The sequence below is a fragment of the Microlunatus flavus genome, from assembly GCF_900110855.1.
Taxonomy (GTDB): domain Bacteria; phylum Actinomycetota; class Actinomycetes; order Propionibacteriales; family Propionibacteriaceae; genus Microlunatus; species Microlunatus flavus.
Map to the genome: position 1 here is coordinate 1 of NZ_FOFA01000016.1, position 17,951 is coordinate 17,951.

The 17,951-nt window shown below is 67.5% G+C and carries 18 protein-coding genes and 2 tRNA genes; 12 read left to right on the forward strand and 8 right to left on the reverse strand.

Features of this window, described 5'->3' with window-relative positions:
- The 5 genes from BMY04_RS21685 to BMY04_RS21710 all read right to left on the reverse strand — a co-directional run.
- A partial coding sequence (locus tag BMY04_RS21685) for a helix-turn-helix domain-containing protein (protein ID WP_139210089.1) occupies positions 1-247 on the reverse strand: 247 nt, incomplete at its 3' end.
- 113 nt (positions 248-360) lie between these two features.
- Positions 361-433, reverse strand: a tRNA-Lys gene (locus tag BMY04_RS21690).
- 59 nt (positions 434-492) lie between these two features.
- The gene (locus BMY04_RS23480) at positions 493-1,863 is read right to left on the reverse strand and encodes a mycothiol transferase (protein WP_232506568.1); all 1,371 of its coding nucleotides are present in this window, start codon (positions 1,861-1,863) and stop codon (positions 493-495) included.
- A gap of 58 nt (positions 1,864-1,921) precedes the next feature.
- Positions 1,922-2,722 (reverse strand): SRPBCC family protein, encoded by an 801-nt coding sequence (locus BMY04_RS21705; protein ID WP_091187002.1) that lies wholly within the window; start codon positions 2,720-2,722, stop codon positions 1,922-1,924.
- A 111-nt stretch (positions 2,723-2,833) separates the two neighbouring features.
- On the reverse strand, positions 2,834-3,193 hold the full coding sequence (locus tag BMY04_RS21710; protein ID WP_232506569.1) for a DnaJ family domain-containing protein: 360 nt from the start codon (positions 3,191-3,193) through the stop codon (positions 2,834-2,836).
- An 81-nt stretch (positions 3,194-3,274) separates the two neighbouring features.
- On the opposite strand from BMY04_RS21710, the gene BMY04_RS22560 reads away from it, so the two are divergent.
- From BMY04_RS22560 to BMY04_RS21730, 4 genes are all read left to right on the forward strand, one after another.
- Positions 3,275-4,003, forward strand: coding sequence for a hypothetical protein (locus BMY04_RS22560; RefSeq protein WP_139210091.1), 729 nt, complete (start codon positions 3,275-3,277; stop codon positions 4,001-4,003).
- The gene (locus BMY04_RS22565; RefSeq protein WP_170854278.1) at positions 4,000-4,908 is read left to right on the forward strand and encodes an EamA family transporter; all 909 of its coding nucleotides are present in this window, start codon (positions 4,000-4,002) and stop codon (positions 4,906-4,908) included. Before BMY04_RS22560 ends, BMY04_RS22565 begins: the two co-directional genes overlap by 4 nt.
- A gap of 103 nt (positions 4,909-5,011) precedes the next feature.
- Positions 5,012-5,416, forward strand: a complete 405-nt coding sequence (locus tag BMY04_RS21725; protein ID WP_091187010.1) for a YidH family protein — start codon at positions 5,012-5,014, stop codon at positions 5,414-5,416.
- A 36-nt stretch (positions 5,417-5,452) separates the two neighbouring features.
- Positions 5,453-5,785 carry a DUF202 domain-containing protein gene (locus tag BMY04_RS21730; protein WP_091187014.1) on the forward strand — a complete coding sequence of 111 codons (333 nt, stop codon included), beginning with the start codon at positions 5,453-5,455 and terminating at the stop codon, positions 5,783-5,785.
- A gap of 28 nt (positions 5,786-5,813) precedes the next feature.
- Here the strand turns inward: BMY04_RS21730 and BMY04_RS21735 are convergent, their stop codons facing one another.
- Positions 5,814-6,182: a metallopeptidase family protein gene (locus tag BMY04_RS21735; RefSeq protein WP_198410349.1), complete on the reverse strand. Its 369-nt coding sequence runs from the start codon at positions 6,180-6,182 to the stop codon at positions 5,814-5,816.
- A gap of 367 nt (positions 6,183-6,549) precedes the next feature.
- Between BMY04_RS21735 and BMY04_RS21740 the strand changes: the two genes are divergently transcribed.
- From BMY04_RS21740 to BMY04_RS22585, 8 genes are all read left to right on the forward strand, one after another.
- Positions 6,550-7,929 carry an SH3 domain-containing protein gene (locus BMY04_RS21740; RefSeq protein ID WP_091187017.1) on the forward strand — a complete coding sequence of 460 codons (1,380 nt, stop codon included), beginning with the start codon at positions 6,550-6,552 and terminating at the stop codon, positions 7,927-7,929.
- Positions 7,930-8,042: 113 nt separating this feature from the next.
- Positions 8,043-8,118 (forward strand) — tRNA-Glu (locus BMY04_RS21745).
- A gap of 472 nt (positions 8,119-8,590) precedes the next feature.
- A complete protein-coding gene (locus tag BMY04_RS21750; protein WP_198410350.1) occupies positions 8,591-8,785 on the forward strand; it encodes a helix-turn-helix transcriptional regulator in 195 nt (64 codons plus the stop codon).
- 6 nt (positions 8,786-8,791) lie between these two features.
- Complete coding sequence (locus BMY04_RS21755) at positions 8,792-9,904, forward strand: tyrosine-type recombinase/integrase (RefSeq protein WP_091187021.1); 1,113 nt, start codon at positions 8,792-8,794, stop codon at positions 9,902-9,904.
- A 443-nt stretch (positions 9,905-10,347) separates the two neighbouring features.
- Positions 10,348-11,469 (forward strand): hypothetical protein, encoded by a 1,122-nt coding sequence (locus BMY04_RS22570; RefSeq protein WP_139210095.1) that lies wholly within the window; start codon positions 10,348-10,350, stop codon positions 11,467-11,469.
- A gap of 544 nt (positions 11,470-12,013) precedes the next feature.
- Positions 12,014-12,928, forward strand: coding sequence for a hypothetical protein (locus BMY04_RS22575; RefSeq protein ID WP_139210097.1), 915 nt, complete (start codon positions 12,014-12,016; stop codon positions 12,926-12,928).
- Entirely contained in the window at positions 12,925-13,455 is a 531-nt protein-coding gene (locus BMY04_RS22580; RefSeq protein WP_139210098.1) for a hypothetical protein, read from the forward strand. Before BMY04_RS22575 ends, BMY04_RS22580 begins: the two co-directional genes overlap by 4 nt.
- Positions 13,452-15,488, forward strand: coding sequence for a hypothetical protein (locus tag BMY04_RS22585; RefSeq protein ID WP_139210100.1), 2,037 nt, complete (start codon positions 13,452-13,454; stop codon positions 15,486-15,488). Before BMY04_RS22580 ends, BMY04_RS22585 begins: the two co-directional genes overlap by 4 nt.
- Before the next feature lie 326 nt (positions 15,489-15,814).
- On the opposite strand, the gene BMY04_RS22590 is transcribed toward BMY04_RS22585, so the two are convergent.
- On the reverse strand, positions 15,815-16,279 hold the full coding sequence (locus BMY04_RS22590; RefSeq protein ID WP_139210102.1) for a hypothetical protein: 465 nt from the start codon (positions 16,277-16,279) through the stop codon (positions 15,815-15,817).
- 383 nt (positions 16,280-16,662) lie between these two features.
- Positions 16,663-17,691, reverse strand: coding sequence for an IS110 family RNA-guided transposase (locus BMY04_RS21780; RefSeq protein WP_198410351.1), 1,029 nt, complete (start codon positions 17,689-17,691; stop codon positions 16,663-16,665).
- Positions 17,692-17,951 lie beyond the last annotated feature (260 nt).

The window sequence follows — 17,951 nt, forward strand, 5'->3', positions numbered from 1 at the left end:
GATGCGCACGACGCGCCTCCAGAACCGCGACCTCCACCGACGCGCTCATCTGCCGCGGATGCCCGGCCGGACGGTGCGAGCCGTCGGCCAGACCCTCGAGGCCACCGGCCTCGTACTTGCCGAGCCAGGCGTGCAACGTCTGTCTCGACACCCCGACTGCAGCGGCGACCTCGGTCACCGTGCGCCCGTCCTTGATCACTGCCAGCACTGCTTGATAGCGCTGCTCAGCCACGCTCAACTCCCTCATGAGGGAGTGTCAAGGATCAACCGGAACCGGTGTCAACCATCAACCGGAACCGCGACAAGCATCAACCGGAACCGCGATGTCAACCATCAAGCGGATCCATACACGGACACCGGTGGGCCCCGTGGGGATCGAACCCACAACCCGCGGATTAAAAGTCCGCTGCTCTGCCAGTTGAGCTAGAGGCCCCGAGTGCCCAGGTTAGGGCAGCCCGGGCGGTCCCGGTTCAGTCGCGCTCCGGGCACGCATCAGGGACCCTCGCCGCCCTCCTCGAGGACGGCGAGGTCGCGCTCGGCGAACAGGCGGTGGGCGTACTCCTCGTTCAGCACCGTGAGCAGGCACTGGCGCACGGTGTGCCCGGGCGGCGGCCAGCCGGGCCCGTCGGCCACGGCGGGGACGACGTCGAGCCCGTCGTCGGTCAGGCCGTCCACGACCGTACGCACGGCCGCCTGGGCCTCGGCCCGGAGCGCGAGGACCTTGTCGAGGGAGGGCCGGGCCGCCCGGTCGCGGGGGAAGCCCATCGCGTCCGGCGCCTCGTCCCAGGGCAGGGACAGCGGGCCCCACGGGTACGCCTCGCCGCGGACGCCCCGGCCGACCCAGCACTCGGTGGCGAAGACCAGGTGCCTCAGCGTCTCCACGAACGACCACTCCCCGGCCACCGACGCGTGCAGGCGTTCGGGCGGCAGCCGCCGCGCGTGCTCGACCGTCTCCGCCCAGCGCCGCTCCAGGAGGTCCCACGCGCGGCGGAACCCGTCGGCGTCGGCCGGGCGGGTCAGCGGCCGGTCGGGATCGCGGCGGTCGAGCTCGGCGCCGACCAGCTCTGCGACGTCGACGTCGTTGACCGTCACGCGCTCCAGGTCCCCGGCGGTGATCGTGACGTCGACGAGGTCGACGCCGTGCCACGTCGACCCCGACAGATCGGCGGCGCGGACCGTGGCCCCGCTGAGGTCGACGTGCCGCAGGTCGGCGCCGGTGAGGTCGACGTCGCGGATCACCGCGCCCGCCATCCGGCGGTCCTCGAACCGCGGCACCGGCGCCTGCCGGGCGGGACCGTCGTCGACCGCCCCGAGCGGGCGCCAGCCCGGCGGCGGGTCCTCCCCCACGCGACCACCCGCGGCCTCGCTCAGCAGGTCGGCGTGGCCGGTGTGGCGCGCGTACTCCTCGAGCAGGTCGAAGGTCAGCCGGCGCAGGCTGACGACCAGGCCCTGGTCCCGGCCGACGTGCACCGCCTGGTCGAGCCCGTCGCGCAGGAGCGCCGCCGCGTACGCCTGCCGCGCCCGCTCGACCGCGCCGTCGTAGAGGGCGTAGAGCCAGGCCGGGTCGTCGGCGGCCGCCGTGGACCACTCGAAGCCGTGCTCCTCCGAGCCGGGCATCGACGTCCACGGCTCCCCGAGCTCGACCCCGTGCAGCTTGATCGAGGCGTAGCTGTCCTCGACGAGCGCCAGGTGCTTGAGCAGGCCGCCGAGCGTCATGGTCGAGGTGGCGAGGGCCGCGCTCAGGCCGGCCCGCCCGTACGCGTCGGCCTTCCAGCGGAAGGTCGCCCGCTGCCGGTCGAGCGCCCCGAGCAGGTGCTCGACCTCCGTGCCGGCGAGGGGCGGTTCCCAGGGCGTCTCGGCCATGACCTGACGCTAGGGCCAGGCACCGACAGCCGCACCCCCGCCGGCGAGCCTCAGCGGCTCAGAGGTTTGAGTCCTCGTCGAGCTGGCGCCGCTCGGCGTCGGTCGGCCCGCTGATCTCCTCGAACGGGACGACGCGCGCCGGGAGGTCGGGCTGGTCGTCGTGGACGGGGGCGGCGGGAGCGACCTGCTCCGGCGGCGTCACGACGACGGGCTGCTCCGCGGCGTGCCCGGTGTGCTCCTCGTCCGAGCCGCCCGCGCTCTTGGCCGCAGCGACCCCGGCCACCGCAGCCGCGGCAGCCACGCCGAGACCGGCGGCGACGGCCTTGCCCGAGACCCCGGCCTTGCCGTCGTCACCGCGCGAGGCGGCGGCGTCGTCGAGGTTCGGCGTGCCGCCGGTGCCGGCCTGGTTCCGGACCGACCCCCGCCAGGCGCCGGTCGCGTAGCTCTCCGACTCGATGAAGGCCTTGAACCGCTCGAGGTCGCCCTCGGCCTGGTTCTCGACGACGTTGAGCTTGTCGCCGACCTTCTCGACCAGCCCCTCGGGCTCGTACTCCAGCGTCAGGTGCACCGACGTCTGCCCCGGGCCGACCTCCTGGAAGGTCACCTCGCCGGCGTTCGTCGCGCCCTCGGTCGCCGCCCACGACACCTTGCGGTCGGGCACCTGCTCGAGGACCTTCGCCTCCCACCGGCGCTTGACGCCCGCGATCTCGGCGACCCACTCCAGCCGGTCGTCGCCCTGCTGCGTCACGCTCGTGATGCCGCCCATGAACTGCGGGAAGTCCTCGAACTGCGTCCACTGGTTGTACGCAGTGAAGACGGGCACGTTGACGGTGACGGTCTTCTCGACCTTGGTGGTCATCGCTCTCCTCCGTTGGAAGCGGCGGGCCCCGACGGCCCGCACCGGCCGTCCGACGGTAGGGCTGCACGGAGCTCCGTGACGGTGCGCTCGAAGGGCCGGCGAGCCCGGACGTCAGCGGCCCCGGCGCTCGCGCCAGCGCTGGACCACGGCGTCGACGTCGACCTTGCCGGTGATCACCGGCGGACCGTCGACCCGGCGCCGGTGGGAGTCGAGGATGCGCTCGTTGAGGTCGTCGACGAGGGCCCGGACCGCCGCCTCGTCGCGGGCGTCCGCGACCGTCTCGTGGATCTCGGAGGCCTCGCGGCGCAGGGCCAGCGAGGTCGGCAGCGGCATGCGGAGCTGCTCGCGCTCGAGGAGGCCCTTGACCCACCAGTTCGGGTCGCGGTCGCTCAGGTCGAGCGGCTTGCCCTGGCCGGGCAGGTCGTCGAACTCGCCCCGCTCCATCGCCTCGCGGATCTTCCGCTCGGCCACCGTCTCAGGGCGCGGGCCCTGACCTGCTGCCCACCACCTCGCCACCGAGCCAGGGTATGCATCCTGTGGCAGGCTGGCGCGGTGCAGGCGTGGGTCGTCGTGATGGTCGTGGTGCTCGCGGTCGGCCTGGCGCTCACCGTGTACGGCGCCCTCCACGACCGCACCCTGAACCGTCGCCGCGCGGCCGAGATGCTCGGGCCGCCCGAGCGCGCCATCCCGAACCTCCCCGCCGACGCGCGACCGCCCGCGTACGTGACCGAGGCCCAGGCGCGCAGGCGCCCGGTGGCCCAGGACCCGGAGAAGCTCGGCTCGGAGATCGAGACGCTGCGGGCCCGACTCGAGGCGGCGACGACCGAGCCGTTCGCCGCGTACGAGCCACGCCAGGTCGCCGTCGGCCACGCCTCCGACGACTTCGTGACCGACCCGTCGACCCGGACGGCGGTCCTGGAGGACCCGCTGGTGCTCGTGTGCGCCGACGCCGTCGAGACCATCCGCGAGCTGCTGCCCGCCCTCGAGCACGCCGTCAGGGCGGCGCGGCCGCTGGTCGTCGTCGCGCCGGCCATCGCCCCCGACGTGCTGGGCACGCTCGAGGTCAACGCGATCCAGGGCAAGGTCCCCGGCGTCGCGGTCCTCGCCGACGACGCCGTCCGCGCCGAGGTCGCGCAGATCAGCCACGCCACGCCGGTCGACGCCACCGACCGGCGCTCGGGATGGGCGGACCCCGCGGCCTTCGGGCACCTCGCGCGGTGGACGAGCACCCGGTCGTCCAGCCGGCTCAGCCCGCTCACCCGCGCGGGCGTCGCCGAGTGAGCGAGCAGCAGGGCGGCAGCCGCTTCGCCTACGTCAGCGCGCTCACGCCGTTGATCTTCGGGACGACCTACCTGCTGACCACGAACTTCCTCCCGCCCGACCGCCCGCTCCTCGCCGCGCTGATGCGCTCGTTGCCGACCGGGCTCGCGCTGGTGATCGGCAGCAAGCTGCCCGACCGTCGCTGGTTCTGGCGCTTCGTGCTCCTGTCGGTGCTGTGGGCGTCCGGGGTCTTCCCGCTGCTGTTCTTCGCCGCCTACCACCTGCCGGGTGGCGTGGCGGCGGTGATCAACTCGCTCGGGCCGATCTGCGTGGTGATCCTGGCCGTGCCCATGCTGGGCACCGCCATCCGGCCGCTCCAGGTCGTCGCGGGGGTCATCGGCGTCGTCGGGGTCGCGCTGCTCGTCCTGCGGGCCAACGCCAAGCTCGACGTGCTCGGCATCCTCGCCATGGTCGCCGTCGTGATCATGATGGCCTTCGGCACCGTGCTCATGAAGCGCTGGGGCAACCCGCCCGGCATGGGCCCCATCCGGGTGACGGGCTGGACCTTCCTCTTCGCCGGGCTGACGCTGCTGCCGTTCACGCTCGGGTTCGAGGGGCTGCCGCGCTCGGTCACGCCCGTCCAGGTCGGCGGGCTCGTCTACCTCGTCGTGGTCAGCGGGATCTTCGCGTACGCGCTGTGGTTCTGGGCGATCGGCCAGCTCAGCGCGGCGTCGGTGACGTTCCTCGGGCTGCTCAACCCCGTGATGGCCACCCTGCTCGGCTGGCTGGTGCTCGACCAGCGCCTCAACCTCGTGCAGGTGCTCGGCGCGGTCCTGGTCCTCGTGTCCGTCGTGCTGGGCCAGCAGCGGCGCACGAGGCCGCCGGTCCGGGTGGACGAACCCGTCGCGGCCGCCGCGCGCGGCTGAGGGCGCGCGCGGGGACGGGGTCCGCGTCGGAGGCATTCCCTAGCCCTCCGCCCGGCTCGCTCCGGACCCCGGGCGAACCACCCGCCTCCGTACGCTGCGGGCCGTGAGCCAGGACCAGCCCGAGCAGCGCCCCGCCGGGGCGACGGACCGCCGCTGGCCGCGCAGCGTGTACGGGGTCGGGACCGAGCCCGACCCGCGCTTCACGTTCGCCAACGAGCGGACGTTCCTGGCCTGGATCCGGACGGGGCTCGGCTTCCTTGCCGCCGGCGTCGCCGTGGCCGCGGTCGCGCGGCTCGACGAGCGGCTCAGCGGCGAGGTGCGCTTCGCCTCGCTGGTGCTGGTGGTCTGCGGGCTCGCCTGCGCGGTCGGCGCCTGGGCCCGGTGGGTGCGGAGCGAGCGGGCCATGCGGGAGGGCTGTCCGCTGCCGTCCTCGCCCCTGCTGCTCGTCCTCGTCGGGGTGCTGGTCGTGGTCGCCCTCGTGGCGGCCGTCGTGCTGGTGGTCGGCTGAGGTCGCGCGTGGTCGAGCGCTTGGTCGAGGGGGGACGTGGCTGACGAGGGCCCGCCACCCTGGGACACCGGGCTGCAGAACGAGCGCACCGGCCTGGCCTGGCAGCGCACGATGCTGTCGGGACTGGCCTGCGGGCTGCTCGTGACCCGGCTGCTGGCGGAGCTGTCGCTCGCCCTGGCGATCGTGACGGGGACGCTCGCTCTCGCGGCCACCGTGGCCTTCGGCGCGGTCGCGCTGCGACGGTTCCGGCTCAACGGCGAGGCGCTGCTCGCGGGTCGTGCGCTGGGCGACGGCGTGCCACCGGCCCTGGCCGCCCTCCTGCTCGGGCTCACCGGGCTGGGCGCACTCGGCTACGTCCTGCTCGCCTGAGCCGGTCAGACCCCGGACACAGCCGGGCTCAGGCGTACCCGAGCTCGTGCAGCCGCTCGTCGTCGATGCCGAAGTGGTGGGCGATCTCGTGCACCACGGTGATGTGGACCTCCTCGACGACGTCGTCGAAGGTGTCGCAGATCGCGAGGATCGGCTCGCGGAAGATCAGGATCCGGTCGGGCAGCACCGCGGAGTAGAACTCGCCGCGCTCGGTCAGCGGGATCCCCTCGTACAGGCCGAGCAGGTCGTCGGGCGCGTCCGCCGGCGGCCGGTCCTCGACCAGCACGACGCAGTTGTCCATCAGGTCCGCGAGCTCGGGCGGGACGCGGTCCAGCGCGGCCGACACCAGCTCGTCGAACTGCTCGGCGCTGACGGGTTCCAGCGGGACGGCGGCCATCGAGGAAGCGTACGAGCGCGGTCGAACTCTCGACCAGCCGTCGAGCCTCCCCCGACCCGCCTCGTCGACCGCACGACAAGCCTCAAGCGGCCGGCAAGGACGCGTCGCCAGGTCACTTCCCGCCTGAACGAGCCCTCAGGTCGGCTCGCCGAGCCTGAATGACACCGGTGGAATTATCAGCGCGTCATCCGCGTGTCGCCTTGCGCGATCGCGCTCAGACGTACTCGACCCTTGCTGTGGTGACTGAGACGTGATTAAAGTCCTGCGCAGTTTGAGGTTGATGTGACGAAAGTGATCTAACGGTGACTTTCCGTCGCACCAGCCCGGGCCAGCCCCCGCACTCGGGATCGACGGAGGAACCACCCACATGCGTTCGACCCTGATCCGCGGCGTCCTCGTCGCGGTCCTGACGATCACCACGACCGTCGGGCTGATGAGCTCGGGCACGGCGACCGCGAGCACGCCGGTGACCGCGACGACCGAGCTGAACGTCCGCGCCAAGCCGAGCACGAGCGCCAAGATCCTCGGCAGCCTCCACCGCGGGCAGACCGTCAAGGCCAGCAGCGAGAGCGACGGCTGGACGACGATCTCGTACAAGGGCAAGAAGGCCTACGTCGCCAGCCGCTACGTGACGGGCGGGGACGACCTGCCGGCCGGCGACGACGTCGACAAGGGCGCGTCGAAGACCACCACGACCGACGTCAACTTGCGCGAGGGCCCGAGCCTCACCGACGACGTCATCACCGTCCTCGACGAGGGCACCACGGTGACGACGACGGGCAAGACCGCCAAGGGCTGGACCGAGGTCACGGCCGGGTCGCAGAAGGGCTGGGTCAGCAGCCAGTACCTGACCGACGCCGACACCGGCGGCACGGGTGGGAGTGGCGGCAGCGGCGGCAGCGGCGGCGTGCCCAAGCCGATCGGCACGCGGACGACGACCGCCGACCTCAACGTGCGCGCCACCCCTGAGGACGACGGCGACCTCATCGGCCTGGCCCGCAAGGGCAGCAAGGTCTCGGTGACGGGCACCACGGACAACGCCCGTGCGCAGATCGTCTGGGAGGGCGAGATCGGCTGGGTGCTGGCGAAGTACCTGGAGAACGGCGACACGACCGAGCCGACGGCCCCGCCCCTGCCCGCGATCACCGGCACGCGGTACGCCACCGCCGACCTGACGATCCGCACCACCAGCGGCAGCGACTACCAGGACCTGGGCGACATCCCCGAGGGGACCAAGCTCTCGATCACCGGCACGAGCGAGAACGGCCGGGCCCAGATCATCTGGGACGGCGCGGTGCGCTGGGTGACCGAGAAGTACCTGTCGAAGAAGAAGCCGTCCGACGGCGGTGGCAGCGGAGGCGGGAGCCTCAGCGGCAGCCGGAAGGGCCTCAAGCCGAACGCGATCAAGGTGCTCGACGCCGTCGAGAAGAACTGGCCGCAGATCAAGACGTTCGGCGGGGTGCACCCGGACCCCCTGCCCGACCACCCCTCCGGCCGAGCCCTAGACCTGATGATCCCGAACTACAAGTCGAAGGCCGGCAAGCAGCTCGGCCACGACCTCTCGCGCTGGCTCCGTTCGCACCACGGCGAGCTCGGCATCAACTACATCATCTGGGACCAGCACATCTGGAACGTTCAGCGCGACAGCGAGGGCTGGCGGTCGATGGCCAGCCGTGGCAGCGACAGCGCCAACCACAAGAACCACGTGCACGTCACGGTGCTCGCCAAGGGCTACGCGCCCATCTGACCGGGGACCTGCAGGCGCCCGCCCAGCCCCCCGGCTCAGGGCGGGCGCCGAGCGGGTCCGCGACGCTAGAGTGGGCCCCGCCGCAGCCTCAGCCGCGGCACTGCAGGAGTCCGGTCCCCATCGTCTAGCGGCCTAGGACACCGCCCTTTCAAGGCGGCAGCGCGGGTTCGAATCCCGTTGGGGATGCCAGCAGAAGTGCCTTTTGGCTAGGTGCGATACCTGAAAGGTATAGCGCAGGACTATGCGTCTATGCCGATTTGGGCACATCTTGGGCACACGATCCCGCCTGGACCTGCGGGGGCGACCGCAAGGCGGCAGCGCCCTGCGGGCGGGTTGCAGGCCTTGACCGCCCACTGCCGTCGTCGATGGGCAAACGTTCCTTGAGCTCGTCGGCGGGCCGCGATCGCCCCCTGGGCGCGTGCCGGCGAAGCTCTCCGAGCCTGCTTACGCGCCCAGAACGCTCCCTAAGCTCGCCGAAGAGCCTCGAACGCTCCCTGAGCTTGTCGAAGGGCCTCGAAGAGGTCAGCGTTCGTCACGCCCAGCCTGGCGAGCGCACGACAGCCGCGCACCACCTACGGAAGTCGACAGACGCCGACGTTCAGTGCGCTTCGGCGCCTGACGAGCGGGACACCAGGTCCCGCACGACCCGAGGGGGAACGTGGTGGGGAACGACGTCGAGCGCCTGCTCACGATCAGCGAGCTGTCGGAGATGCTCGGCATCCCGGTCGACACCCTGTACGGCTGGCGCCACCGAGGAGAGGGCCCAGAGGGGTACCGCATCGGCCGGCACGTCCGCTACCGCCGCGCGGCCGTCGAGGCCTGGCTCGAGGGGCGACTGGACCACGCCCAAGGTTGACGCCTGATGGCCAGCATCGAGCGCCGGCGTGGTCGACGCCGCGACGCCAGCGGCCGACTGCGGGAGGTCGTCCACTACCGGGTCCGCTACCGCGACTCTCGCGGAAAGAACCGCAGCGAGACGTTCCCTCGGCTGGCTGACGCCGAACGTCGCCGGGTCGAGATCGCGCACGAGCTCACGACGGGCACCTGGCACGACCGCCACCGGGGTGACGAGGTGCTCCGCACCTGGGTCGCCGACTGGCTTCCAACCCGGCACGACCTGCGGGCGACGACAAGGGTGAGGTTGGAGGTGACGATGAACCGACAGGTTCTCCCCCGCTTCGGCGACACTCCCCTCAACGAGATCACCAACAGCGACGTCCGCCGCTGGGTCGTCGAACTCATGGAATCCGGACTCGCAGCCGCGACGACGCGCAAGGCGGTCTTCGCCCTCCGTCAGGCTCTCGAGGCCGCGATCGCCGACCAGCGACTCGTGCACAACGCGGCGGCAGCCGTGCCCCTGCCGTCGGAGCGCTCGAAGCCCGCACGCTTTCTGTCTCAGACCGAGGTCGAGCGGTTGGTCGCCGAAGTTCCCCCTCGTGACCGCGCCCTGATTCTCGTCGGCGCGTACGCCGGCTTGCGGTGGGGCGAAGCCGCCGGGCTGCGTCGTCAGGACATCGACCCGATGCGGTCTCGAGTCCGCGTCACCGGCACAGCGGTCGAGCTGCGGGGTCACGTCACCCTCGACAACGAGCCGAAGACCACCCGCTCCAAGCGGACGATCCCCGTGCCGCGTGGAGTGATGCGCCGACTCGAGCGCCACCTCGACGACTACGTCGACACCCCGAGCGACAGCCTGGTCTTCACCGCACCTGCTGGTGGGCCGCTGTTCCGGTCCTGGGGACAGAAGGTCCTCGAGCCCGCCGTCCAACGAGCAGGTGTCCCCGGCATCACCTTCCACGGACTGCGGCACAGCTTCGTCGCCATCATGGTCGCCGCCGGCTGCAACGTCCGCGAGGTCTCCGAGTGGGCCGGCCACAACAGCGTCGCCTTCACATTGACGCGGTACGGCGGACTCTTCGAGGACGGCACCGATGATGCGATCGACCGCCTCGACGCTCTCCTCGGGCCAATGTAGGCGATCGCTCGACTTGAATAGCAGTGCGATTGAACGCGCGGACCAAAATACGTCTTCCGACTCAAGCGCTCCTCTGGCCCCTTAACATCTCCAGTTGCCTCCGTCGCGATCGCCCAAGGATCCCGCACCGTGGCCCCACGGCCTTCGCAGCTCCCCAACCCACGGCTAGCGCATCGCTTCTGCCACCGCCGCAATGGGACCCACCTGAACTGCCGCGCACAAAGCCTCAACTTCGGCGCGGGTTCGGACAACTATCCAAGCGCCAGTCCAGCATCTTGGCTAACGAGCATTCCAACCAGGTCAGCATCTGCGAGCCTAGGAGTCGAGGCTCGACGTTGTGCACCACCGTCCGCACGTAACGTGTTGGCTGGAAAGCGGAAAGAGCGTCATTTCTCAGATCGACTCAACGCGCGTCCTTTCCGCAGGCCTACGATGCAGATGACGTGCCCTTCTCTGCCAAGCGCCAGTCGTTGTGCCAGAATGAGCGGGTGGAACCTATCTTCACGCTGGATGCTCGTGACAACGTTCAACTAGAGGTGATGAGCGGGCACTTTGGACTTTCGGCTCACGCACTACGTGACACCATCGTGGCCGCACACAATGAGTTAGTAGCGTGGCTGAACACCCACAAGCCCAACTACGCCGACCTGCGCACAACCCTCGTCCCTCAAGGCACCCAACGAGAGGGAGCGTTCATATTTGACTCCACTCATATTGAGGATCCGTGGTACGGCCACGAGGTAGCCGAATCTATACTTCCACTCTTGGCTCGGAATCACAGATGCAGCATTTTGTTCGGTGACCTGATTCATCCACACGAGTCGACCGCTCGCAAACTTCTCGAACCGAGCCGGCTGCGAAGAGGCTTCCGACACACATCCTTACTCTACGGAATCTATCTCAATAATTTATCGGAACACATGGTTGACGAGTTACACCACGGCCTTTTGTCGTACTACCCATATTTAGGTTTTGTTGACTGTACCACCTCAACTCCTACCAAGGACTGGTTGTCAACCACCCTGCCCGCGGGATACATCAAGTGCGGTAGCCGCTTCGTATGTGCTATGGAAACTGATTTCGACGACGACCCGTCGAGCAACTTGCACGGCTGGCCGCTCGCGAAATACCGCTATACAATTACGAGCGTGAAAGAGACGCTCTTCAATCTCTTCTTGAGCTACAAGATAGAGCGAGCAGTCAAACCAGGTTACGAGCTCGACAACGTCTACGCCCTCACCGCTATAACCGAGGAACCTGTCGACCCAGGTGCCCTTTCCGTCTCGATTGCGCCGGAGAAGTTGGGCTACCTTTTGGCGAAGAAAACAGAGAGCCTCAGGCGAGCGGATCTACTAGAAGTGACGCCCTCCGAGCTGTCCTCCCTGATCAAAGAGCGGCTGTCCGCGAACTACTTGTACAACCTGAGGTTCGAAGACGCGCGCAATCAAAGTTTCTTCAACATCATGTTGGAACTTCCTACAATCGACGGTGGCCTTGTGCGGCTTCTAACCGCGCTGGAGTACATGCCGGCCAGTAAGGAATTACGCGTGGTGACGATGTTTTAGAATCCACATTCCCAGCGCTGTACTCCTCGCGACGAGTCATCAAGGCGCCGTCCCACGCTACCGCGGCAGCTGTCTAATTCAGCGGGCCCCTGGCCATCTTCGAGCGGTGCAGAAGTTACACGCTCCCGGCCTCCTAGGTAATCGGCCAGCTTCTCGACCGAAGCAGCGGGGATCCATCTGTATCTCGAGGCGCGTGCGGATCGAGCCGGCACACGGTCTAGTGACGTCGGGGGCGACTGATAGTGCCGTAGTTCGGCTGGTAACGGCCGTGCCGTGCCACTTCGGCCTCATTCGACCTCGGCACTGGGTCTCCCGGACCCGGACGCACTGAAACACCCGTTTGGACTGAACCGGATGCTGAGCCTTCGAGCACTTAGAAGTCACTAGGCGTCCGCCGGCCGAGCCTACTCGAGGACAGCTTCTCGCAAATCTCTTATCAGGCACACCTCCGCGACCGATACACGATGCGCGACCACCTGCGGTGAGCCCCGCGACATGGCCCGCCGCGCACAAGCTGCGTCAACCCAACCGGTACGCTCCTCGTATGATCCGAGAGCAGTGGGACGGTGGTGAATGGCAGGAACACTGCTGCCAATTGCTCAGCATGAGGTACGGAACCGACGTACAGATTATCCCCGATAGAGACCGTGGTGACGGTGGCCTAGAGGCCTATCATTTCGATGGAACCGGTTACCAATGTTACGCTCCGCAGGAAGCGTACAATACGACGGCGTTGACCGACGCTCAGAAGGTCAAGATATCTACTGATATCGCGAAACTTGATAAGGACCCTGCTCGAACCAAGCGTCTTCTTGGTTCAATCACATTGAGGAGATGGGTGTTGTTAACACCTAACTTCGATAGCAAAGAACTTGTGATGTTCGCCCGTGACAAGAGTGAGAAAGTGCGCAAGCACCCAAGGCCGTCCTGGTGCCATGAAACGTTCGAGATTGTAGTCTCTGACGATAGCATCTTTGCCCGCGAGGTTGCCCAGCTGTACGAACGCGTTCATACAGGAGTTGACCTGGACATTCCGGACCCTTCAGGGGACGATATCTTTGCGGCGACCAGCGGCGGCATGGCAGACCGGCTCACCGACAAGCTCCTGGCGGAACCGCATTTTGCCGCAGACGCCGATCGCCTTGGACGGTACAAGTCCACAATCTTGAGTGACTACGTGCGAGGATGCGACCAGTTCAGCGAATTGGAGAGCCGGTATCCGACCATGTACGCGAGTGTTCAGCGGCGCCTCAAGTCGACTTTGCGAGGCCTGGCTCGAGAGTTAGAAGGGACCTTGGGCGCCGGTCCCGTTGTAATCGACACGCTCCAGCGCAGGCTAGAGCAGAACCTGCAGCAAGACGCACCTGGCTTGTCGCCCGTCCTATGTCATGAATTAGCCCGCTACGCAATCGCGCTTTGGCTCGTAGAATGTCCCCTTTACTTCCCAGCAGCAGCATGACTTCCGAACTGTTTTCGGCGAGCGACAGCACGCTCATGTCCTCTGACGGCCGTGTGCGGCCGACAGAGCCGTTGACGCCCGTAGCGTCGCGGCAAACCGCTGTACCTCTCGAAGGCCGTGAGCGGATTGCTTGGCGCCTCGCAGCTCTCACGCTGGTGCTGCGCTCGTGTCGGGGCCGGTCAGCGACGCTCGAGCAGCTGCACGTCCTCCTATGGGCGCTACGCGATCACCGGAACGCCCAGGTCCTGCAGCAACGCTGGGAGCACCCTGACAATCAGAACGTCCTGCGTGCCTATGACCCACGCCTTGATGACACGCTCAGCCTTGCCAAGGCCGTGGGCCTGGTCGGGCAGCTTGGGACCGGAAGGATCGTCTTGTCTGAGCTCGGCGGCAGAGTTGCTGACAGGGTCCGCGGCGAGGAGGGGCTCATGGAAGACGAGCGTCAAACCCTGGCCGCTTTGGGATCGATTTCCGAGGCGGCGATGTGGAGGCGACTTGGAACTCCCGAGAAGCGGGGTGCCGCATGACGCTCCGTCTGGTTCAGATCTCCCTTGATGTTCTTACGGCGGCGGGACCACTCAACTACTCGACACGGTTCCAAGCGGGCTTGAATGTTCTAGCTGCTCCCAACAGTTATGGCAAGTCGACCTTGCTGCAGGGTGTGATCTTCGCACTCGGTCTGGAGGGAATGCTAAGTAGATCCACTGTTGCTCCCCTCGGGCCAATCATGACGACCGTCGCGGACCTACCGGACGGCAGACGATCGGCTGTGATTGAATCCGCCGTCACGCTCACGGTCGCCAATACGCGAGGTGCGCACCTGCGCGTCCGACGCTTTGTGAAAAGTGACGATGTTCAGAACGCGCTGATTCAGACATGGGCAGCATCTTCTGAGCAAGAGCTGTCGACGGCCCAACAGGTCGATACATTCGTGCGCCAGGGCGGAGCGGCGACGCGTGAACTTGGCTTTCATCGCGTCTTTTCCGAGTTTTTAGGCTGGTCCTTGCCGCAAGTCCCGACCTATGGGGCGAACGAAGTTCCCCTCTACCTCGAAGCCTTGTTCCCACTGTTCTATGTAGAGCAGAAGAGCGGCTGGGCCGGGGTGACGCCCCGCATGCCAACCTACTTGGGAATACGCGACATGCTACGCCGGAGCGTGGAATACGTCCTCGGCCTATCCACCCTCGAGCGGCTCCGCGCCCTTAACGCACTAAGGGAGGAGCGTGTCGAGGTTCGAGCTGCTTGGACACGCATCGCCGATAAGATCCAGTCGGAGGCGGCCTCGCGGAATCTACGTGCGACTGTCTCCTCAGCAGTAACGGGAGTGGCGCAGCGCCGGCCGACGCTAGTGGAGGCCGATGTTGATGGTAGTTGGACGCCGTTGGAGAACGCTTTGGAGCGGTGGACTTCGCGAGCCCGTGACATAGAGTCGACGCGCATCATTACCGCGGGTGAGCGGACGCCGCGCAGCCGAGCAGAACTTGACGAGGCTGAGCTCGCGGTGCGACGTCTTGGAGCTAGACTGCGCTCGTTTTCGGAACAGATGTCGTTCCTCCAGGCGGATCTTGACGCCTTAACGAGTCGACTTGCGGCAGTTGAAGCCGACCGCCGCCGGATCCAGGATGTTCAGAAAGTTCGCGCTCTGGGAAGCGAGCTTGAGGTGCCACTTCTCTCCGAAGATGTGTGCCCAACCTGCCTTCAGGGGCTCGACGACCGGCACGTTTCGACCGGCCACGCCGCGACACTGGAAGATACGCTCCTGCTGGGCGGCGCAGTGAGGACCACATTAATTGATATGCGCTCCGTCGCCGAGAGCAGGCTTGGAGACTTCTCTCGGGCTCGTGATGCAATCCGCCACGAGCTCGAGCGGGCTCGGAGCCGCGTGAGGTTGCTCCGAGACGAGTTGGTGAGCGAGTCTGCCGCTCCAAGTCTAGTGGAGGTGCGGGAACAACTCTGGCTACAGGACCAGATAGCCAGTGGGAACCGGATGATAGCTCTGATTGCAGCAGGCGATGACGAGCTGGGCCAGCTCGCAGAGCGCTACGACTATATAAGGGGTCGCATTCGAGAGCTGGAATCCGAGCCGATTAGCCCGCAAGATCAGCACCTGCTATCAGTATTTAATTCAGGCTTCAGGCAGCAGCTGCTCGAATATGGGCTGCGCAGTTTGCCGGCAGCGCAAGTGAGCATAGATGCAAACAGCTTAGTTCCGACAGACGACGGCGTCGAACTTCGCTTTGACATCGCCTACGGGATGAGCGCCTCTGATACGATCCGCACAAAGTGGGCGTATTACGTGTCGCTCATGCAGACAGCCACCAACTCGCCACAGGGCCATCACTTGGGCTTGCTGATGTTCGATGAGCCCGCCCAGCAGCAGACCGCAAAGATATCGCTAGTCGCTTTGGTTCGCGAGTTGGGCAAGACGTCGCAGAACGGAGGTCAGGTTATCTACGCAACAAGTGAGGACCCGGACGACCTCGACGAATTCCTCAGGGGAATACCGCACACACGCCTCCCCGCGGCAGGCCGCCACCTCCTCTCCTTCGGACGCCGCTAGATTCGACCGCGTAATGAGGCACCGCACAATCTGATGGTCATTCGTAAGAGAAGCTGCACCTTCGCAGGACTTAACTCGCGCTAGAGCGTACCGACCTGCCGTCAGCCCCGTTCTCGCGGCCGCCAGCCCAGCCGAGCGGAGCTCCGTAGCGCTTCGCAGGAGCTACGACTTCGACAGCAGCACCACGGAGCAAGTTCCACTGTCGTCCGGCCATGGGCCCCGACGAATTTGGCACTACCTTCAGCACCGGATCCTCTACCGGTTGCCCCCTCTGATCTCGACGAGCCAGTTCCCGAACGGAGAACGCCCGTCCGGGGGCGTAGTCCTCAGTTGCAGCAGCGGTGCGTACCGAGCAGCCAGTTCTCTCCCCCCCGCCCCCCGAGGTTGCGATTCTGGGGTATCAGGCGGACGCTGATGGCTGGCTCAGCCGGCCGCCATCGCTCTAGGCAAGAGGTTCGATGGCCCACCTGCACCGCACGGTCGCGGGTCCAGGCCAGCAGCAGGTGAATCGCGACGGTACGGCCGAAGTTGCCCGAGCCCTCAATCCTTACGCGCGCCACTTGGTGGATCTCGAACAGCTCCCCGAGGTCGACGAAGCCGACCCCGGTGTCGGGGACCTCCAGCTCAGCCAGCAGCCGTCCGGCCTGGTCGGTCACGGCCGCGGCCACGGCCACTGCCACTGCCACTGCCACTGCCACTGCCACTGCCACGGTGTCGTTGTGGGTGTAGATGCCAGCAAACATGTCACGTTCCCCCTTCGCGAGAACGACCGCGTAGACGGCGACGCGCAAGCACCCTAGAACCCCGCCAGCCTCGCTAGCGGCTGGGTATCACGTCTATCGGGCGTCCTTGCCGACCATGACCGTCACCGGGGGGGCAGCCATTGACCGATGGCCTTGCCGTTCCCGGCCGGCAGCAAAAGGTGGAGCCATCCCGGTGACGTCGCGGACCCCCAGCAGGCGCCGAACCGACGACCAGGATCCGGGGTGGGCCCCTATGTCAATGCGTCGGCGCTGGGCCTCGCGTTGGTTCGGTGCTGGCGATAGCGTCGGCAGTGGTGGGTGCGGTTATCGCTTCAGCGAAGAGCAGGGTTGAGGCTGGAAGCTCTGCCACGCCGCTTGCCCCAGGGCAGTTAGTCGTGCCTCGCTGCGTCTCCGCATCCACCGCCCGAGCCTCAGGCGGCTGCGGCTCGGGGTCGGTCGTCGGCGGCGCGGTCGGCGCGCAGGGTGCGGTAGATCAGGTCCGACAGGCGTCGTTTCAGGCAGCGCAGGGCCTCGCGGCTGGTCTTGCCCTCGGCTCGCTTGCGTTGGTAGTAGGACCGGCCTTCGGTGTCACCGCGGATCTGGGTGATCGCCATGACGTAGAGGACCCGGTTGAGCTGGCGGTCTCCGCCCCGGTTCAGCCGGTGCCGCACGGTCCGTCCCGAGGAGGCCGGGATGGGTGCGGTGCCATTGGCGGTGGCGAAGTGGTGCCGACTCGGGTAGCGGCGCACGTCACCGACCCGACCGATGATCGTGGCCGCGAGGAGCGGGCCCACGCCGTAGATGCGGGTCAGGCTGGAGCCCGATGCGGCGACGAGGGAGTCGATCTGGACGCGGAGCTCGCCGATCTCGCGGGTCAGGTCCTTCATCCGGGCCAGCCGGCCGCGGGTGATGGTGGCGCGCACACTGCTGTCGCCGGTGAGCAGCGCCTCGGCCGCGGCCAGGTCGGACAAGGTGGTCAGGTGACGCAGCTGGTGCTGGTAGCCCGGGTGCAGCCACAACAAGTCGACGTGCACCCGGTTCGCGGTCGCGGTCCGCTCCGCGACGAGCTGGTCGCGGTAGTCGCTGAGCACGCGCAGGTCCGCGGCCGGGCCCGTCATCGCCCGCACCGGCGGCAGATCGTCGTCGCGGGCGGTGATCCGGGCGATCGCGACCGCGTCGACCGGGTCGGTCTTGCCCTGGCCGGGCCGTGACGAGCGTTCCCGCGCCGTTAGCAGCGGCGCCACCTCGACCACTGTCACGTCGTGCTCGAGCAGCCACAACGCGGCCGGCCAGCCGTAGTTGCCCGACCCCTCGATCCCGACCCGGACCACACCGTGACCGTTGACCAGCTCGAGGAGCCGGGCGAACCCCGACTCCTGGTTGGCGACCTGCAGCTGGTCGACGACCCGCCCGGTCGCGTCGATCACCGCCACCGCGAGCGTGTCTTTGTGGCTGTCCACCCCAGCGAACATCACCGTTCCCCCCGATCTGAAGCAGCTGGCCGCAGCCCGGCGAGCGCAGGCATCTCGAGGAGCACGCGCACGCGTTCCCCACGCCCCTATCGAGCGTCAACGCCGAGACGAACCGCTACCGGGGGGCGTCCACTACTGGAAGCCTCGGACCAGCCGGGCAGCAAAAGGTCGAGCCACCCCGACAGCAGCGCGGACCCCGACCACGCCGGGGCACCAGCCATCCTCGACCGAGATGCAAGAGGTGTGTG

Excerpts from the sequence above, each read along its gene's own strand:
- BMY04_RS23480 (WP_232506568.1), bottom strand. The coding sequence starts at position 1,863 with ATGGCCGAGACGCCCTGGGAACCGCCCCTCGCCGGCACGGAGGTCGAG.
- BMY04_RS21705 (WP_091187002.1), bottom strand. The coding sequence starts at position 2,722 with ATGACCACCAAGGTCGAGAAGACCGTCACCGTCAACGTGCCCGTCTTC.
- BMY04_RS21735 (WP_198410349.1), bottom strand. The coding sequence starts at position 6,182 with ATGGCCGCCGTCCCGCTGGAACCCGTCAGCGCCGAGCAGTTCGACGAG.
- BMY04_RS21740 (WP_091187017.1), top strand. The coding sequence starts at position 6,550 with ATGCGTTCGACCCTGATCCGCGGCGTCCTCGTCGCGGTCCTGACGATC.
- BMY04_RS21755 (WP_091187021.1), top strand. The coding sequence starts at position 8,792 with ATGGCCAGCATCGAGCGCCGGCGTGGTCGACGCCGCGACGCCAGCGGC.
- BMY04_RS22575 (WP_139210097.1), top strand. The coding sequence starts at position 12,014 with ATGATCCGAGAGCAGTGGGACGGTGGTGAATGGCAGGAACACTGCTGC.
- BMY04_RS22580 (WP_139210098.1), top strand. The coding sequence starts at position 12,925 with ATGACTTCCGAACTGTTTTCGGCGAGCGACAGCACGCTCATGTCCTCT.
- BMY04_RS22585 (WP_139210100.1), top strand. The coding sequence starts at position 13,452 with ATGACGCTCCGTCTGGTTCAGATCTCCCTTGATGTTCTTACGGCGGCG.